This window comes from Macrococcoides caseolyticum (assembly GCF_002902665.1).
Lineage (GTDB): Bacteria > Bacillota > Bacilli > Staphylococcales > Staphylococcaceae > Macrococcoides > Macrococcoides caseolyticum.
The window spans coordinates 13,223-30,892 of record NZ_PPRM01000007.1 but is presented as its reverse complement, the minus strand read 5'-3'; the positions used below and the strand labels follow the sequence as shown (position 1 = coordinate 30,892).

At 40.4% G+C, this 17,670-nt stretch carries 19 protein-coding genes; 6 read left to right on the top strand and 13 right to left on the bottom strand.

All coding sequences use genetic code 11. From position 1 onward, the window contains the following. Window positions 1–68: 68 nt before the first annotated feature. The 5 genes from CD152_RS11800 to CD152_RS01575 all read right to left on the bottom strand — a co-directional run bounded on the left by CD152_RS11800 (window position 69) and on the right by CD152_RS01575 (window position 4,368). Entirely contained in the window at window positions 69–230 is a 162-nt protein-coding gene (locus CD152_RS11800) for a hypothetical protein (RefSeq protein WP_169926143.1), read from the bottom strand. A gap of 66 nt (window positions 231–296) precedes the next feature. Beyond that, a complete protein-coding gene (locus CD152_RS01590; protein WP_101035177.1) occupies window positions 297–1,067 on the bottom strand; it encodes a TerC family protein in 771 nt (256 codons plus the stop codon). A gap of 15 nt (window positions 1,068–1,082) precedes the next feature. Then, window positions 1,083–2,645 (bottom strand): peptide chain release factor 3, encoded by a 1,563-nt coding sequence (locus CD152_RS01585; protein ID WP_103214280.1) that lies wholly within the window; start codon window positions 2,643–2,645, stop codon window positions 1,083–1,085. A gap of 11 nt (window positions 2,646–2,656) precedes the next feature. Continuing rightward, a complete protein-coding gene (locus CD152_RS01580) occupies window positions 2,657–2,896 on the bottom strand; it encodes a YueH family protein (protein WP_041635859.1) in 240 nt (79 codons plus the stop codon). Window positions 2,897–2,898: 2 nt separating this feature from the next. Beyond that, window positions 2,899–4,368, bottom strand: coding sequence for a UDP-N-acetylmuramoyl-L-alanyl-D-glutamate--L-lysine ligase (locus tag CD152_RS01575; protein WP_101035176.1), 1,470 nt, complete (start codon window positions 4,366–4,368; stop codon window positions 2,899–2,901). Window positions 4,369–4,717: 349 nt separating this feature from the next. Here CD152_RS01575 and CD152_RS01570 point away from each other — a divergent pair, with 349 nt between their 5' ends. Then, window positions 4,718–5,887, top strand: coding sequence for a diglucosyl diacylglycerol synthase (locus CD152_RS01570; protein ID WP_101035175.1), 1,170 nt, complete (start codon window positions 4,718–4,720; stop codon window positions 5,885–5,887). Then, window positions 5,865–7,049: a lipoteichoic acid biosynthesis MFS flippase LtaA gene (ltaA, locus tag CD152_RS01565; RefSeq protein ID WP_103214279.1), complete on the top strand. Its 1,185-nt coding sequence runs from the start codon at window positions 5,865–5,867 to the stop codon at window positions 7,047–7,049. Before CD152_RS01570 ends, ltaA begins: the two co-directional genes overlap by 23 nt. Window positions 7,050–7,195: 146 nt before the next feature. Here the strand turns inward: ltaA and CD152_RS01560 are convergent, their stop codons facing one another. Continuing rightward, window positions 7,196–8,296: an AI-2E family transporter gene (locus tag CD152_RS01560; protein ID WP_103214281.1), complete on the bottom strand. Its 1,101-nt coding sequence runs from the start codon at window positions 8,294–8,296 to the stop codon at window positions 7,196–7,198. A gap of 129 nt (window positions 8,297–8,425) precedes the next feature. Here CD152_RS01560 and CD152_RS01555 point away from each other — a divergent pair, with 129 nt between their 5' ends. Then, window positions 8,426–9,103 carry an alpha/beta hydrolase gene (locus tag CD152_RS01555; protein ID WP_101140466.1) on the top strand — a complete coding sequence of 226 codons (678 nt, stop codon included), beginning with the start codon at window positions 8,426–8,428 and terminating at the stop codon, window positions 9,101–9,103. 47 nt (window positions 9,104–9,150) lie between these two features. Next, entirely contained in the window at window positions 9,151–9,660 is a 510-nt protein-coding gene (locus CD152_RS01550) for a YjcG family protein (protein WP_086038410.1), read from the top strand. Between the two features lie 49 nt (window positions 9,661–9,709). Here CD152_RS01550 and fabI read toward each other — a convergent pair whose 3' ends face one another. From fabI to CD152_RS01515, 7 genes are all read right to left on the bottom strand, one after another. After that, the gene (gene fabI / locus CD152_RS01545) at window positions 9,710–10,483 is read right to left on the bottom strand and encodes an enoyl-ACP reductase FabI (protein WP_101035172.1); all 774 of its coding nucleotides are present in this window, start codon (window positions 10,481–10,483) and stop codon (window positions 9,710–9,712) included. Between the two features lie 159 nt (window positions 10,484–10,642). Continuing rightward, entirely contained in the window at window positions 10,643–12,472 is a 1,830-nt protein-coding gene (locus CD152_RS01540; RefSeq protein WP_103214278.1) for a monovalent cation:proton antiporter family protein, read from the bottom strand. 9 nt (window positions 12,473–12,481) lie between these two features. Beyond that, complete coding sequence (gene mgtE, locus CD152_RS01535; RefSeq protein WP_101035171.1) at window positions 12,482–13,858, bottom strand: magnesium transporter; 1,377 nt, start codon at window positions 13,856–13,858, stop codon at window positions 12,482–12,484. After that, the gene (locus CD152_RS01530; protein WP_157821635.1) at window positions 13,833–14,693 is read right to left on the bottom strand and encodes an RluA family pseudouridine synthase; all 861 of its coding nucleotides are present in this window, start codon (window positions 14,691–14,693) and stop codon (window positions 13,833–13,835) included. Before CD152_RS01530 ends, mgtE begins: the two co-directional genes overlap by 26 nt. A 29-nt stretch (window positions 14,694–14,722) precedes the next feature. Beyond that, window positions 14,723–15,520, bottom strand: coding sequence for an NAD kinase (locus tag CD152_RS01525; RefSeq protein WP_103214277.1), 798 nt, complete (start codon window positions 15,518–15,520; stop codon window positions 14,723–14,725). Between the two features lie 11 nt (window positions 15,521–15,531). After that, on the bottom strand, window positions 15,532–16,158 hold the full coding sequence (locus CD152_RS01520) for a GTP pyrophosphokinase (protein ID WP_101140463.1): 627 nt from the start codon (window positions 16,156–16,158) through the stop codon (window positions 15,532–15,534). Between the two features lie 14 nt (window positions 16,159–16,172). Continuing rightward, window positions 16,173–16,514, bottom strand: coding sequence for a UPF0738 family protein (locus CD152_RS01515; RefSeq protein ID WP_099482497.1), 342 nt, complete (start codon window positions 16,512–16,514; stop codon window positions 16,173–16,175). 148 nt (window positions 16,515–16,662) lie between these two features. On the opposite strand from CD152_RS01515, the gene CD152_RS01510 reads away from it, so the two are divergent. Then, window positions 16,663–17,247 carry a CYTH domain-containing protein gene (locus CD152_RS01510; protein ID WP_101140462.1) on the top strand — a complete coding sequence of 195 codons (585 nt, stop codon included), beginning with the start codon at window positions 16,663–16,665 and terminating at the stop codon, window positions 17,245–17,247. A 41-nt stretch (window positions 17,248–17,288) separates the two neighbouring features. Further along, the gene (locus CD152_RS01505; RefSeq protein WP_086038402.1) at window positions 17,289–17,660 is read left to right on the top strand and encodes a globin domain-containing protein; all 372 of its coding nucleotides are present in this window, start codon (window positions 17,289–17,291) and stop codon (window positions 17,658–17,660) included. The last annotated feature ends 10 nt before the right edge of the window (window positions 17,661–17,670 follow it).

Genomic DNA, 17,670 nt, shown 5'->3' with positions numbered 1-17,670 from the left:
TATATCATTAAAAATGGCTGCGCTAATACAAGCACAGCCGAGTAATTAATTTTTATTTTTTTAAGTGTCTACTTGACTGGGTGATGTTCATCCTGAGTATCGGGTTCGATGATTAATTTTTCTTCATCTTTCTTATGCAGATACGGAAATATGTGGCGTTTACCCTGTCCCTCATAAAATAGGCGTTTCGGTCTTCTATAATCTCTTCTTTTTATCGTAATCTTCTTCATCGCTGCCTCCACTAAAAAAACTTAATGTTTCTATTATAATATAGATACATTAAGTTGAGTATTGTATTATGCTTTTTTCTTGTTGCCGCTGAACCATCCGATTACAAGTATGCCGAGTAATACTGTCCAGAATATTACTTGCCATAATGTACTGTGTGGGAATTCGTGTGGTAATATGCCTACCTTTTCGTGCGCAAGTACCATCACAACAAGCTTGACACCGACCCACCCGACAACCGCAAATGCCGCTGCTTCAAGCGATGGATTGTCATGCAGCAGTTTGACAAACCATGTTGCCGCAAAACGCATGATGATCACACCAAGCATTCCTCCTGTAAACATTACAAGGAACTGACCGAGATTCATACCACCGAACTGTGGTCCTACTTCGGGTAATGTCAGTGCGATGGCGATCGCTGCAAGCATTGAATCAATAGCAAATGCGATATCTGCGAATTCAACTTTAGCAACAGTCATCCAGAAGCCGCTTCCTTTGCTACTACCATATTTATCAAGCTCAGCTTCTTCTGACGCACTTGTTGCATCGCCTGTTCTAAAGTAATCTATGAGGTTTTTAGTGGACATATATAACAAGTATGCAGCCCCTGCCGCTTGAATCTGCCAGTAGTTGGCAAGGTAGCTGATGGCAAAGAGTGCCCCAAATCTAAAGATAAATGCACCGACTAATCCATAGAATAAAGCTTTCTTACGACGTTCTTCCGGTAAATGTTTGACCATTACTGCCATAACGATAGCGTTATCTGCAGCTAGCAGGCCTTCTAATACAACGAGTACGAGTACCACCCATAGATAGGTGATGATAATTGACGGATCCACTATAACTCCTCCTTCTTACAGTAAACTGTACAGTTTAATTTCCGGGAATTTATCTAAGAACCAGCGTGTCGCAAATTCATTCTCAAATAAGAATACTTTGTTTTCAAACCTATCTTCAACAAGTATCGAACGACTTGAGTTCATTGCATCACGAATATCTGCTTCATTCTCAATCCAGCGGGCAATCTTTCTGCCTACAGGTTCCATGATGACGTCTACATTGTATTCGTTATTCATACGATGTTCAAATACTTCAAACTGAAGCTGTCCGACTGCCCCTAAGATAATCTGATTCGTATGCAGTGTACGATAAAGCTGAATGGCACCTTCCTGGACAAGCTGTTCAATTCCTTTATGGAAATGCTTCTGCTTCATTACATTCTTCGGTGACACTTTCATAAAGATTTCTGGTGTGAACTGAGGTAATTTCTCAAACTGGAACTTCTGGTTACCACCGACAAGTGTATCACCGATCTGGAAGTTCCCAGAGTCATATAGCCCGATAATGTCGCCACTCACTGCATGGTTTACCGTCTGTGTATCATCTGCCATAAACGATGTTGAACGTGAAATCTTCATCTTCTTATCTGTACGTGTCATCTTAATGTCCATGCCTCGTTCAAATGCACCACTCACGATACGCATGAAGGCGATTCTATCTCTATGCTGCGGGTTCATATTCGCCTGAATCTTGAAGATAAATCCACTGAAACTTTCATCAAATGGTGATATTTCTTCACCTGACTCCGTTTTACGTCCAGATGGCATCGGCGCATGATCTACGTATGCATTCAGGAAGTTCTGTACACCGAAGTTTGCAAGTGCTGAGCCGAAGAACACAGGTGTTAGATCACCTGTCATCAGTTTCTCCTTATCAAACGTCTCGCCTGCTTCATCGACAAGCATCAACTCTTCAATCGCCTGTTCATATGCGCTATCTGACGTGATTGCATGACTTTCCTGAAGCTCATAATCCTCATTTAAATGCAGTATATTCTCTTCATCTCTAAACGGCTCAATCGTTTTTGTCTTACGGTCAATGATACCGAAGAATGATTGCCCCATACCGATCGGCCAGTTCATCGGATACGTCTCTATTTCAAGTGTCTTCTCGATTTCTTCCAGCAGTTCAAATGGCTCTTTACCGACACGGTCAAGCTTATTGATGAATGTGAATATCGGAATCCCACGCATCTTACAGACTTTAAATAACTTTAACGTCTGCGGCTCGATCCCTTTCGCGCAGTCGATCACCATGACAGCACTATCTACCGCCATTAACGTACGATACGTATCTTCCGAGAAATCTTCATGCCCTGGTGTATCCAATATGTTGATTTTAAAGTTATCATAATCAAACTGCATGACAGAACTCGTTACAGAAATTCCACGCTGCTTTTCTACTTCCATCCAGTCACTTGTCGCAAACTTACCAGTCTTCTTACCCTTGACGGTACCTGCTTCACGAATGGCGCCACCGAATAATAATAACTTCTCCGTTAATGTGGTCTTACCTGCATCCGGGTGAGAGATGATGGCAAATGTCTTTCTTATTTCTACTTCTTCTCTTAATGTCATAAATTCGCTCCTTAAGTTTCGCTCGTCCATTGCACTATGCGAAGTGCAAGTTCAGATGCATCTTTTTCGTCTAATAAATTAAATAAATGTAAATATAGATGTTCTTCTAAAGCTTCTCCGTATAGATCATAATCAAACTGAATAGAGAAGAAGATATCCGGTATACTTACTAAAAACGTTTCTTCCTTTTTGTTCTCATGAATATATACTTTACATTGCAGGTTTTCTCCTATACTGTTTCTAATTTTCATCGTTACTCTCTCCCGTATTTATCATATGCCGCTTCCAGACCGATCAAGTCATCACGATGCGGTACTTTAATGTAATTTTCCATAATCTGATAAGGCTCACGACCTTTTGAGGCTAAAACAACCATATCTCCTGGCTCACTCATGGCGATCGCGTGACGAATCCCTTCTGCACGGTCAAGAAATGATACGTAGTTCGTATGTGTGGCACCACTTTCAAGTGCATCCGTAAGCTTACGCGGGTCATCATTTGCCGGATTATCCGGTGTAAAGATGACATAGTCTGCACGACAAGCAACCGCGCCCATCTCAGGCGTCTTCGTCAAATCACGTTCTCCTGCCATACCGATTAAGAAAATCATCTTCCCGCGCTTGAATGGTTCCAGTGCATCGATAAGTTTGTTCATACCGTCTGGCGTATGTGCATAATCAATCACTAAGTCTATCGGTAAGTTGCGGTCAAGCACTTCTAGACGGCCCTCTACTGGTGGTAAACTTTGTGCTGCTTCAGCAAGTGCACTCAGTGCATGACCTTGTGTCCACAGTGCAGTGAGAGCTGCAAGCATATTATAGATGTTGAATCGACCAATATAAGGACAAGTTATCTCAACATTGCCATCTGGTGTTTCAAATGTAAAAGCGATGCCATGGATAGATTCTTTAATATTTGTTGCTTTAATATCTGTATTCTGTTCAATGCCATATGTAATCACTTCTCTTGGTGAAGCAATGATCAGTTCTTTCGAATAATCATCATCTCCATTTACCACTGCATACTTCTGCTGCTTAAAGTCATTCCCAAGCTGTGCAAAGAGCAGCGCCTTATGAAAGCCATAACGTTCCATCGTACCATGAAAGTCCAGATGATCCTGTGTTAAATTCGTGAAGATTGCAACATCGATGTCAACGCCATCCGTACGACCCAGTGCTAATCCATGGCTCGACATTTCCATCGCCATAGACTGTGCACCTTGTTCTACTGCATGTGCGATATGCTGATTTAAGGTAATCGTTTCAGGGGTTGAATTCGCACCTTTAGCAACTTCTTCATTATATTGAAAGCCATTTGTACCGAGATATGCACTATTTATGTTCAGTGCGCGGTGCAGATGATGAATCATCGTTGCCACACTCGTCTTACCGTTCGTACCTGTCACACCATAAGTCGTAAGCTTATGTGACGGGAAATCCATTACATGCTGCGTGAATATACGAGCTGCCTGCAAAGTATCACGAACGACAACCTGCCCGATGTCCAGTCCTTCGATATAGTGATCGACGACAATCATACGACAGCCCTGTCTAACTACATTCGGTATAAATTTATGGCTGTCTACTGTATACCCATGACTTGCTACAAATACACTCTCGCTGTCTGCAGCTCTTGAATCTACAACCACTTTATTGATATGTTCAGGAAATGTTCCGTAAAGCTTCTTGGCTTTTATTTTAGAAAGTAATTCAGACGTTTTCACTGATAAGCCTCCTTTAGTCAATTCTTAATTATACACCTTTTTCATAGGATTATGAATTGTTGAAGATAGGTTTAAACAAATAATTTGTATAAAACAGAAAGATATTAGCGTATAATTAATAAATATTTTTGATGTGGTCTATGTTTTCAGTAGTATTTATCATACTGAATGTCATATTATTAAAGAAACACCACAATCATCTCTATTATTGATAAAGAATAGAGATAGCATCAATGAATATTTAACTTATTATAAATATTGTAATTTTTTTGTATTTAAGATGACAAGTTGTATAATTTCATTAATAATGATATTAGAACGTTTAACCTTTAGAATCGGAGTGTGCACTATGTCAAACAATAAGAAGATTCTGATCATCACAGGTTCCTATGGTAATGGTCATATCTCAGTGACAAATGCAATTGTTAATCAGTTGAATCGTATGCAGTTACCTCAGCTAACAGTGATTGAACATGATTTATTTCAGGAGGCACATCCTATCATCAATAGCATTGCCAAGAAATACTATATTAACAGCTATAAGTACTTCAGAAATTCTTATCGCTATTTTTACTATGCAAATCAAGACAAGCCGGAAAGTTGCTTCTATCGTTATTACGGATTAAATCGTCTCATTAATCTCATCTTGAAGGAGAAGCCAGATTTAATTCTTCTAACCTTCCCGACACCGGTGATGTCAATCATCAAAAAAGAGCTCAACATCCATATACCGGTAGCGACCGTGATTACCGATTATACAATGCATAAAAACTGGCTGACGCCAAACAGCAACCGTTACTTTGTTGCGACAGAAGCGCTGAAGTCTGAACTGGTAGCGCTCGGTGTAGACGAAGGAATCGTTGATATTACAGGGATACCCATTCATGAAAGCTTTAATGACCCCGTTGACCGAGACGCGTGGCTATTATCGCACGGTCTGTCTCCTGACAGGAAGACACTGTTGATGGTTGCAGGTGCATTCGGTGTGGTCGGTGGCTTCAATGAAATGCTTAAAGACTTAACTGCAACGTGCACGCATCAATTTGTCGTTGTTTGCGGTAATAACACACAGCTATTGCAGCAGCTGCAGTCTGAGTATAAAGACAATCATAACGTGGTCATCATCGGCTATACACAACAGATGGCGCAGTGGATGTCTTGTTGTGACCTAATGTTAACAAAGCCCGGGGGAATCACAATCTCTGAAAGCTTATGCAAAAGTATTCCACTTGTATTCTTTAACCCGGCACCCGGTCAGGAGGGTGAGAATGCAATCTATTTCACGAAAAAAGGATTCTCGCGTATCACACAGACGTATGAGGAAACAACGTCAACTGTGCTTGAGTTACTCTCAGACGAAGTCTTACTTAATCAATATAAACACAATATGCAGCGACATTATATACCAGATGCTTCACTTAATATTTCACGTACATTGCTCCAGATGTTAGATCATACCTCATCAGATGCAATGATAACTTCTAAAGCAGGACTCTATGCCCGCCTCTTCGCAAAGTAAGTTTAAAGGTAAGAATTTCTGGTTAATGATTGTCATATTGTTTCTGATGGAATTTGCACGCGGGATGTATATACTCAGCTTTCTGCCGGTATTACCTACCTTGTCCAATGTAACCGTCGGTATTATCTCTGCATGTATTACCTTGCATTTTGTCAGTGATGCACTGACAAATTTCGGAATCGGTTTTCTGCTTAAACGCTACGGGACGAAGAAAGTACTGAATGCCGGTTTCTTTATCGCAGCAGCCGGTCTTGCACTCATTATATTTGACCGTAACCCTGCAACGCTTGTAGCAGCCGCAATACTGCTCGGTATTGCGGTCAGTCCAATCTGGGTGATTATGCTGTCATCTGTTGAAGATAATAAGCGTTCCAAACATATGGGATATGTTTATTTCGCATGGCTTGTCGGGATGATGAGCGGGATGATCATCATGAACCTGATCATTAAAGTTCATCCTGTCCAGTATATATTCCTGATGCCATTATTTGTACTCTGTGCATGGATGCTGTATTTATTCGTGCATGTCGAAGTTTCATTTATCGAAAAGAAATCTCTGAAGACTCAGTACAAACATATTAAGCATGTAATGTCACGACATCTCGTACTGTTTCCCGGCATCCTCTTCCAAGGGATTGCCATCGGGATGCTCGTTCCGATACTGCCATCCTATGCTGTAAATAGCCTGAATGTCTCTACACTTGAGTATACGTATCTGCTCATCGCTGGAGGTGCCGGATGTACTGTATCGATGCTCTTTATTTCTAAATTTATGGATGATGTTTCAAATATTTATGCTCATATCGTCATTCTTGCTGGATTCTTTATCTTTGGGATCAGCATCCTCCTTATGACACAGGTAACGAACTATATGATTGTTCTCGGTGCCGCACTTGTCATCGGTTTATTCTACGGGTTGCTATTGCCAGGATGGAATGCATTTATGGCAAGCCAGGTCGATATTGCATTAAAAGAAGAATCATGGGGTGTATTTAATAGCCTGCAAGGTATCGGCACCATGCTCGGCCCGATTATCGGTGGTCTGATCACAGAACTGTTTCGTGATACAGACTATACATTGTTCACCTCAGCCATCGTATTTATCGGTCTCGCATTCTTCTATCTGTTCTATTTCTATAGGACAAAGCGTCTCCAAAGATAAGCAAATGCTTTTATAGTATACAACAGAAGAATGACCGCCACAGAATTAAATTCTGTGACGGTCATTCTTTATTTTCCTTTATGTTATTCTATTAACGCTTCTAGAAATGGAATAAGCGCTTTTATACTAGTGCTTAATATCTCGGGTTACCTCATATGTCGTTCTTTAACAATCTTATTCGCTTCAGAAGTAATCTCCTGTCGATGCATATAGAAGTTTCTTACGATGGTCTTTAACATAGCATAAGTTGGTACTGCGACTAAGATAGCAAAGAAACCACCAAGGTTTCCAGCTGCAAGGATGACCGTAATAATGGTTAACGGGTGCATATTCAATGTCTTACCCATAATATTCGGTGTAATGACATTCCCTTCTAACTGCTGGGCCACAAACATAATAATGATCACGTAGATTGCCATAACAGGATCTTGGATCAATGCAATAATAATAGCAGGTATTACCGCCATATAAGGTCCTAGGAATGGAATTAAGTTCGTTACCATGCCCCACATCGCGAGAATTACCGCATAATCTAATCCAATAACCAAGTAGCCGGCAAGGAGCAGTAACCCCAGGATGATGCTGACTGTCACCTGACCTTGAATATATGAACGTAACGTCTTATCAATATCTTTGAACAAAGTTACAACGAACACCTTGCGCTTCCCTGTAAACGGCGCTGATACAAAAGGCACGAAGCGGTCGTGATCTTTCAGCATATAGATTAAGAAGAATGGTACTAAGATTAATAAGAACAGCGTAGAGATGAACTGTGTAATAAAAGAGAACGCGTTCGTCACAATCTTCCCTGAATATTCGTTCAGCTTCTCTATCCCATTATTGATCCCGTCTTTGACATTCTCAGGTAACTTATCACGCTGATCTAGTGCCAGACTTACATACGATTGAAATTCCTTTTGAATTGCCGGATAGTTATGTATGAAATTGTTTGTCTGCTTTGATACAATAGGGCCTACAAACGAGAATAATAGGCCAATAATTAAACACAGTGCAATCATGATTAATGTAACACTTTGCCAGCGTTTTAAATGTCGTTTTTCTTCCAGCTTATCCTGGAACGGTACTACAATATAGTACAGGAAGCCACCAAGTAATAACGGCAGAATAATAGATTTTACGATGATGATGATCGGGTAGAAGATATGATTAATCTCTAAGAAATACTTGATGATTAAAAATGTAAGCAGAAGCCCTACACCGAATCTGAACCAAACTTTATTTGTCATAAATTCCTCCAAATTATCTTTATTTCTCATTATACCCCAGATTCCTCCTGTTTATCACAATTTGAAAAATCCTTTTCATAAAAATTGATGTAAAGTTGTATAATATATGTAAACTAAAGGAGTGATTATATGAAACCAGGTCTTATTCATCCCCTGGAAATAAACAGCACAGCACTTGAGCGTATCGTTAAGCTTGGCATCTATATACCTGAACATATCGAATCGCCGAAAGTCATCATTGCTTTTGACGGACAAGATCTTGCTCAGATGGCACAGTTACATAGGCAGTATGAAGCACTGAATATTAACCAGCATATCATTGTCTTCATACATTATCCGAATGTTTCAGTGCGTGCTGAAGAATATCATCCTCAAGGCGATAAGCAAAATGCAATGATGACCTTCGTCCATGATGAACTGCTGAACTATCTGCTGGTCCACTACAATATCAACACGAATGACATTCTGCTTATCGGTGACAGCCTGGCTGCAAGCATTGCGCTGATGCTTACGATTCAGTATCCAGTCTTTAATAAAGCGGCGCTGTTCAGCCCGATGCTGACGCACGACATGATTACAGCTGCTGCCGAGACAGACGCTGATTATTATATCGCAGTTGGTGATGAAGAGTATGAATTCACACTGAAGGACGGTACATCAGCTGACTTTCTGACGCCGATACAAGAACTGCACGACACACTTAACCAGAATGGAAAGCCGCATTACTACAAAGAACTATCAGGCTCACATAACTGGAAGACATGGAAACCGGAAATAGAAAACATGTTAAGCTATTACTTCTTATAAACTATCTGATATAATTGAATTATCAAAAAATTTTAGAGGTGATCAATATGAAACTTGGTATCGTATTATATCCATCAAAGGCTTATCAGGATTACATCAATAACTACCGAAAGCGTTACGACAGTCATTATGGGGTGATTGCACCACATATTACACTCAAGGATGCATTCGAAGTGTCAGAGGATGAGGTCGAAGCTGTTACAGAAAAAATTGCTGACGTCGCAAAGTCAAGTGCACCGGTTGAGGTGAACGTTGAGAAAGTATCAAGCTTTGTTCCGACAAAGAATGTCATCTATCTGAAAGTCACACCAAACACAGGACTGAAGAAGCTTTATGAAGCGTTCAATAATGGTGACTTCTATGGACAGAACGCACACCCTTTCGTTCCACACTTCACAATTGGCCAAGGACTATCGTCACAGGAATTTGAAGACATCTTCGGTCAGTTACAGATGAAAGATGAAAGCCATCAGGAAGTAATCGATAAAATCTGTCTATGTTACCAGCTAGAAAACGGAACATGGAATGTACTGGAAACATTTAAACTCGGTGAATAACCTAAACGGCTAGGACACATGTCCTAGCCGCTTGTTTTATGATCCAACTTTATCCTACGATATGATAACCGCTATCCACATGAATATTTTCTCCGGTAACACCACTTGATAAGTCACTTAACAGATACAGTGCTGTCTTACCAACTTCTAAGGCATCTACGTTGCGCTTTAAAGGTGCTTCACTTTCGATACGTTTTAATATCGTATTAAAGTCTCCGATGCCTTTTGCGCTTAACGTACGAATCGGTCCTGGTGATACAGCATTCACACGGATACCATCTTGACCTAAGTCTAACGCTAAATATTTAACATTGGCTTCAAGGCTTGCTTTTGCCACGCCCATAACGTTATAGTTCGGAATTGCGAATTCTCCTCCAAGATATGTCGTTGTCACGATAGACCCGCCTTCAGACATTAACTTACTGGCTTCTCTCGCTACAATTGTTAATGAATATGAGCTGATATCCTGTGCGAGTAAGAAGCCTTCACGGGTCGTATCAATAAAGCGGCCGCGCAGATCTTCCATATTGGCAAAAGCGATCGAATGGAATACTCCATCGATATGCCCTACTTCAGATTTAATCTGTTCAAACGCACTTACCACATCCGCGTCTTCTTGCACATCACATTGAATCATCAGTGCATCATGATTATGCTTTAAATTAGGAAGCAGACGTTCCAGTTCTTTCATGCTGCGTTCTTTACGATATGTAAATATCAGTTTAGCACCAACTTCGTCTAATACTTGTGCAACACCATATCCGATACTGCGTTTATTGGCTACACCCATAATGACATACACTTTATCCTGAAAATTTAACATATAAGTCTCCTTTTATAAAAGTAAGTTCTAGTACCTACTACTAAATATATCAGAAGTTCATTTGAATTTCAGTAAAAAAATCATATATTTTTAAGAAATAATAACTGGAAACCTGAATAAAAAATACGCCTTGAAGTTTCCTTCAGGCGTATGAAAAACTTAGAACAATTCAAGTTCCCGTTTAATTTCATCTACATATTCTCTTGAACCTGTTACAATGAGACGGTCTTTAAAGTGCAGTTCGGTTTCTCCGTGTGGAACAATCGAATCTTTGCCGCGTAATATGCGGACGAAGATAATATCGCCACTGAACGGGAACTCACGTAGACGCATTTCATGATAACGTGTATTCAGCATTTCTATCTCATATAGCGATGTCTCTACATTAGATAATAGATTCAGCATGTTCGGTGATTCGATGAGACCTTTGAGCAATGTCTTCGTACTTTGGAATTCGCTGAAGATTTCAATATCTGCATCCAATAGTTCATCGTCTTCTTTCTTGGATTCGATGCGACAGATGACACGCTCAACACCTTCTTCTTTTGCCATCAGTGCCACACTGCGGTTTATCGATTCATCATTTGCCGAACATACGACAATATCAAAGTCGAACAGTCCGATTGAATTTAATTGGTCGTAAGTATATTCATCGACTTCAATGACATCAATATCACTGATTTGACGTGCATCGTTATTCTTCCTGTAGATAATCGTCGGGATATACAGCGCTGATTTAAAGCTTTGTGCTACAGGTATCGAGAGCTGATTATTTCCTATAAATGCAATTCGTATGACTTTTTCTTGGCTTAACTGAACCGGGAAGAGCTTCTTAAAGAAGATAGGCACGATTACGCAAGTAATCACTGCTGCAAGAATCAAAGTTCCTGATGTTGCACCGTCTATCGCACCTAATCTCTCAGCAATCTTCGCACTGGCGATAACGAGGGACAATGTTGCAGTCAGTAGAAAGGTTGATGCAAGCACCGTCTGCCTATCATACCATTTAAGCAATACTGCAAGGGGAATCGCTTTCGTCAAATAGAATACGATAAATAAGATTGGTATTAAAACAAGCTTTGATGGATCCTTGAACAATGAAGGAATATCGAGGTCAACCCCTACCATAATGAAGAATATCGGAATAAAGAATCCATAGCCGAATGAATCAAGCTTGTCGACCATATCTTTGTCAGGACCAAGCAAACTCACGACACATCCCGCTAAGAATGCACCAAGGATATTCTCTGCACCGACACTTTCAGCAAGTGCAACAAGTAACAGAATAAGAGCGAATACCGCACGTATGCCAATCTGCGTTGTCCCTGCCATTAATTTATGCAGAAACTCTAATTTCTTCAGACGGTTCCCCATCACATAGAAGAGTGCAGTGAATACGACGAGTATCCCGATCAGCCACACTGGAGAATCCCCTTCCGCATGCAATGTCCCATAGAGGGTTAACAGCAGAATAGTTGCAAGGTCTGCGATTACAGCTACGAGTAAGATGATCTGTCCGATACTGGTCTGCATCAGATTCATTTCTTTCAATGTAGGGACAACGACACCAAGCGAAATTGTCGAGATAATAATAACCATTAGCAGGACATCATCGACAAGTCCGACCCATTTAAAGAGATAGGCAGCGCCAATACTTAACAGCAGAATCCCGAGAAATATAGAGAGCGTTAAAATTAAAGGGTTCGGTTCTTTTCCTTTTTTAGTGCCAGACTTTGATTTAAATGTCTTAAAGTCAATTTCCAGACCACTTAAGAACATAAGGAAAATAAAGCCGAGCGTCGATAAGATATTTAACATCTCTGTTCTTTCTACCCAATTGAACAATGATTTTCCGACGATAATCCCCATCAATATCTCTGCAACAACAACCGGCAGGAATGTAATACGCAGTCTATTGAGCAGTATCGGCGTTAAGAACGCACATACTACGACTACAACGAGTGAAATTAACTGGCCATGATTTTCCATATAACCCTCCTAAACTAAATAGCTCATAAATGTCGTTGCAAGTCCAAAATAAATCAGCATACTGATAATATCATTGATTGTTGAAATAAAAGGGCCACTTGCAACTGCAGGATCTATCTTCATTCTGTGCATGAGTAACGGGACCAATGCACCAGACAGTGTTGCCACCGTCATCGCTATCGTTAAACTAAAGGAAACGATGAGTGCGAGAATGGGCGTTTGATAAATCAATACAATAATAATAAACAATAATACCGCACAACACAATCCTGAAAGTAATCCAGATCCCGCTTCTCTTAGCGCCAGCTTTAATTTACTCTGCTCGTCCACTTCACCCGTAGAAATTCCGCGCACAGCAACCGCCAGACTCTGTGTACCAGAATTCCCGGCCATTCCACCGATAATCGGAATAAAAGCTGCAAGCAATGCCACTTTCTCCAGCGTCTCTTCAAAATTGCCAAGAATCGTCGCAGTAATCATACCGAGAACGGTAAGTATCATTAACCACGGGAGACGTTTACGTGCGGTCATAAAGATCGTATCCTTCGTCGAATCGATATCGCTGACACCGGCAAGTCTAGAGTAATCTTCACTTGCTTCTTCGTCAATAACATCCAGGATATCATCAATCGTAATAATCCCGAGCAGATGATTCTGATAATCAACGACAGGTACAGCAAGAAAGTCATAATCCCGCATAATCATCGCAACATCTTCCTGATCATCTGCAACATTGACACTGATGACACGTTCATTCATCACTTCATCTACATACGCGTCATTTTCTGCGACAATTAAATCTCTGAGCGAAATAACACCGACGAGCTTCTTTTTGTCGTCTTGTACAAAGATAACATAGATTGTCTCAGCTTCTGGTGCTTGCTCCTTGACGCGAACCATTGCTTCACGCACGGACATCATCTCTGAAATTGAAATATATTCAGTTGTCATCAAACTTCCAGCTGTATTTTCTTCATAATGCAATAACGCTTTAATCTCTTCTGAAGCGTCTTTATCCATCAACAGCAATAAGCTTGCAACTTTTGTTTTCGGTAAGATCTTCAGGAGATCGACCGCATTATCAATTGACATTTCAGACAGCATATCGCTGGCATAACGCGCATCCATCGTATCGAAGATATGATCGTAATCTTCATCTTCCATTTCTGTCGTCTCAAGAAATTCTGCGACTTCTTTCGGAGATAATAAATGATACATCTGATTTCTCAGTTCATCATCTGCTTCAGTAAAGTACGCTCCTTGGTCGTATGTATGAAGTTCCAGAAACTCATCACGAAATGCATCTATTTCATTATTCAATAAGAGTGAATCGAGCAATGCTTTATCATACATTGCTTCATCAGTCATAAAATCTTGTTCTGCCATGATGTACCTCCATATTTACTAATAATGTTTCAAGATCCTTCGGTAGCGCATCAAAAATATGCAGCTTTTCACCTGTAATAGGATGCGTCAAGCGCACTTCAGCTGCATGCAGCGCCTGTCTATTCATCAATGAATTGCCACCATAAAGACTGTCTCCAGCAAGCGGATGTAAAGCTGCACTGAAATGCACTCTAATCTGGTGCGTTCTACCTGTATGTAACTTTACGTGTACAAGACTTACATCGAACTCAGCATCATAATCTATTAAACGATATTCTGTACGCGCATGCTGTCCATGAACATTAACCGTACGCGTGATGATGGAATCCTCTCTTCTATCAATCGGATAGACATAGTTACCATGGTCTTTCACATGACCTGCAGCAATGAGAAGATAGAATTTCTCTATCTTTCCTGTGAGCAGATGATGGGTCAGCTGATGTTTGCTGAATACAACAAGTCCACTCGTATCACGATCTAACCTGCTCACTGGATGCAGCACGCTCTTATCATCATGTGTTTCAAGATAACCATATACCGCTTCAATCAAACTGTCATGAGGATGCTGCTTTGAAGGTATTGTATTCATAAAAGGGGGTTTAGACACAATGATCAGATACTCATCGTCATAGTGTATATGGATTGGAATATGACTTGGTATAAGCGTTTTACTTCTTGATTCATCTGGGAGCTGGACAGTTAAAGTATCATGCTTATGCATCTCATATCTGACCGTCACCTGATGCCCATTAACAAGTAAAGCACCATTTTGTTTAATGGCGCTTATACTCTTTCTACTATATTGATGATTCTGAAGAAATGCCTTAACTGTCATCTGTTCTGCCACTGCATAAGTAAGCTCTTTCATTCGCTTGCGATAAACGAATCGTGCACACGTTTCCAGAAAGGAAAAGGTCTGAAACGTGCAAATCTCACTTTCTCATCTGCAACGCGGTACTGTATCGACGAAATACCTTTATGATCCGCAGTGATATGATCAAATGTAAGCTGTAACGTGATTGGATTTGCAGGTTCCACCTGACAATTATGATGTTTAGGCAGCACGAGCGGAGAGCCGACCGTACGGAACACGCGATTGTTAATCGAAGCAATTTCGGTCACTTGAATCGCATCCAATGAAGGATGTATCAGTGCACCGCCAAGTGCTTTATTATATGCTGTAGAGCCACTCGGTGTTGAAATACACAAGCCATCTCCTCTGAAGCGTTCGAAGAGCTCGCCTCTTAAACTTATATCTGCGACCAGCGTTGCACCATTATGCGTCTTTACAGTGGCTTCGTTCAACGCGAGATATCGACTCGCCTTACCTTCATCGTATCTGACGACAACTTCCACAAGCGGGTATTCAATCACCTGAAATGAATCATTGTTGATTGCAATGATCAGTTTTTCCACTTCATGCGGGAGCCAGTCTGCATAGAAGCCAAGATGTCCTGTATGTATACCTACAAAACTCGTTTCTTCCAGTCGATGACTATATGTATGAAACGCCTGCAGTAATGTACCATCTCCCCCAACAGAGATGACAATTTCAGGAGTCGCTGTATCTTCTGTCATATTGAAGTCATTCATATAACTGACCATCTTCTGCTTTAAAGCATTACTTTTAGAGTCACCTTTAGTCAATATTGCATATCTCATCGCTTCACCTCTTAGCGTTTTTCGCTGCGTTGCTCGCTATAATATTTTTGTGCTTCCTGTATTTCTTCACGAATTTCAGACATCTCTTCATCCAGCAGAAATGCAGCTTCAGCCGCACGTTCTAGTCTCGTTCTGATTTCCGGTGGATAGTCCCCACTATACTTATAGCGCAGCGTATGTTCAATCGTTGCCCAGAAATTCATGGCAAGTGTACGAATCTGAATTTCTGCAAGAATAAACTTCTGGCCCGATAACGTTTCTATCGGATACTTGATGATGACATGATACGAGCGATAGCCGCTTTCCTTCGTATCTTTGATATAATCACGCTCTTCAACGACTTCAAAGTCACTTCTTGCTTTAAGCATATTAACGACAACAACGATATCATCAACGAACTGGCACATTAACCTTAAACCCGCAATATCATACATCTCTTCACTGAGCTTATCAAACGCGATTCCTCTCGTATTCGCTTTCTCGATAATGCTTGGTACCGGCTTTACGCGTCCGGTCACAAATTCAATTGGTGATGATTTACCTTCATTAATAAACTGTTTCCTTATGCCTTTAAGCTTCACTTTAAGTTCATCAACCGCCTGATGATACGGCGACAAGAATAAATCCCATTGATTCATACGCTCACTCCGTCCTACAATTCAAATGCATGCTCAACACTCTCTGTAAATTCTTTCCCATAGTTATAGTTACCTTCTATGTTCTCAAGCAGAAACTGCAGTTCTTCCTTAAAGTTATCTAACTGTAGCGTTCCGTATAGATACCAGTCTTTATCCTGATACTGCTTTAACATCGGCCATGTTTCCTGGACAAATCGTAAGTGATGGAAGTCCCCATCATCCAGCAGATAGACAAACTGCATATGATCACTATCTACGACCATTGTTCCTGTTGCTGTAACGTCCATTTGTGGTTCTTCTGTATATAGCTTAACTTTGTTATCTTCCAGTTTAATTTCGTTGACATGTAAATTCATAATGTTCACTCCTTAACAACAATATTTTAACACAAAACGACACATAACTTTAACGTATTGATAATTTCTATATAAAATATGTTAATTTCTTTACTTAAAAGTACAGTTTTCGCATAATAAAGTTAACATTTATTATTGGAGGCTCACGATGAATCACCTGGAAATCGAATTCAAGAACATGCTCAACTATGAAAGCTATACCTTACTTAAGTCATTTTACTTTAAAGACGTATCACCTTTTACGCAGACCAACTTCTATATGGATACGGAAGATTTCAAGCTTAGAGATAAGCACATCGCACTGCGCATCAGAGACGCCGGGAAGGTTAAAGAGATGACATTGAAAATCCCTCAGCAGATTGGCGTCATGGAATATAATATTCCACTTGATGATAGCCTTCTAACACAAGATTTCTTTGAAGTAGAAACATTACCGGAACCGATTCGCAGTGAACTGATCAGACGTGATATCCACGCGCCGCTGAAAGTATTCGGGGCATTATCAACTGAACGTATGGAGACAGAATATGAATCCGGCCTGCTTATACTTGATGCCAGTGCCTACCTGGATACAGAAGACTTCGAACTTGAATATGAAGTCTCAGATTATGACAGCGGCAAACAAATATTCGATAACTTGCTAAAACAGCACAATATTCCTGTTTCTGTAAGTAAAAATAAAGTACAGCGTTTCTATGATCATTTGATGGAGTTACAAGCAAAAAACTTTTAAAAAGTAATATACATGATATATTTAGTTAAAAAGGAGCTGACATATTGAACACGCCATTTGAACAAATCGGTCAGGAAACATTGTATGAGATGATTGATATCTTCTATCGATATGTCGCACATGATACACGTATCAACCATCTGTTTCCTGGTGACTTCGAAGAAACGAGCCGTAAACAGAAACAATTCTTAACACAGTTTCTTGGAGGACCTACCCTATACTCAGATGAGCATGGTCACCCAATGCTGCGTGGCAGACATATGCCGTTTACTATCGGTTCACAAGAAAAGGACGCATGGCTTGAGAACATGTACAGGGCAGCACATGAGGTGGATATGGATAAGGATGTCAGAACGTATCTATTACAAAGGCTGACATTAACAGCAGAACATATGGTGAATGCTGAATATTAATTGCAGGTGA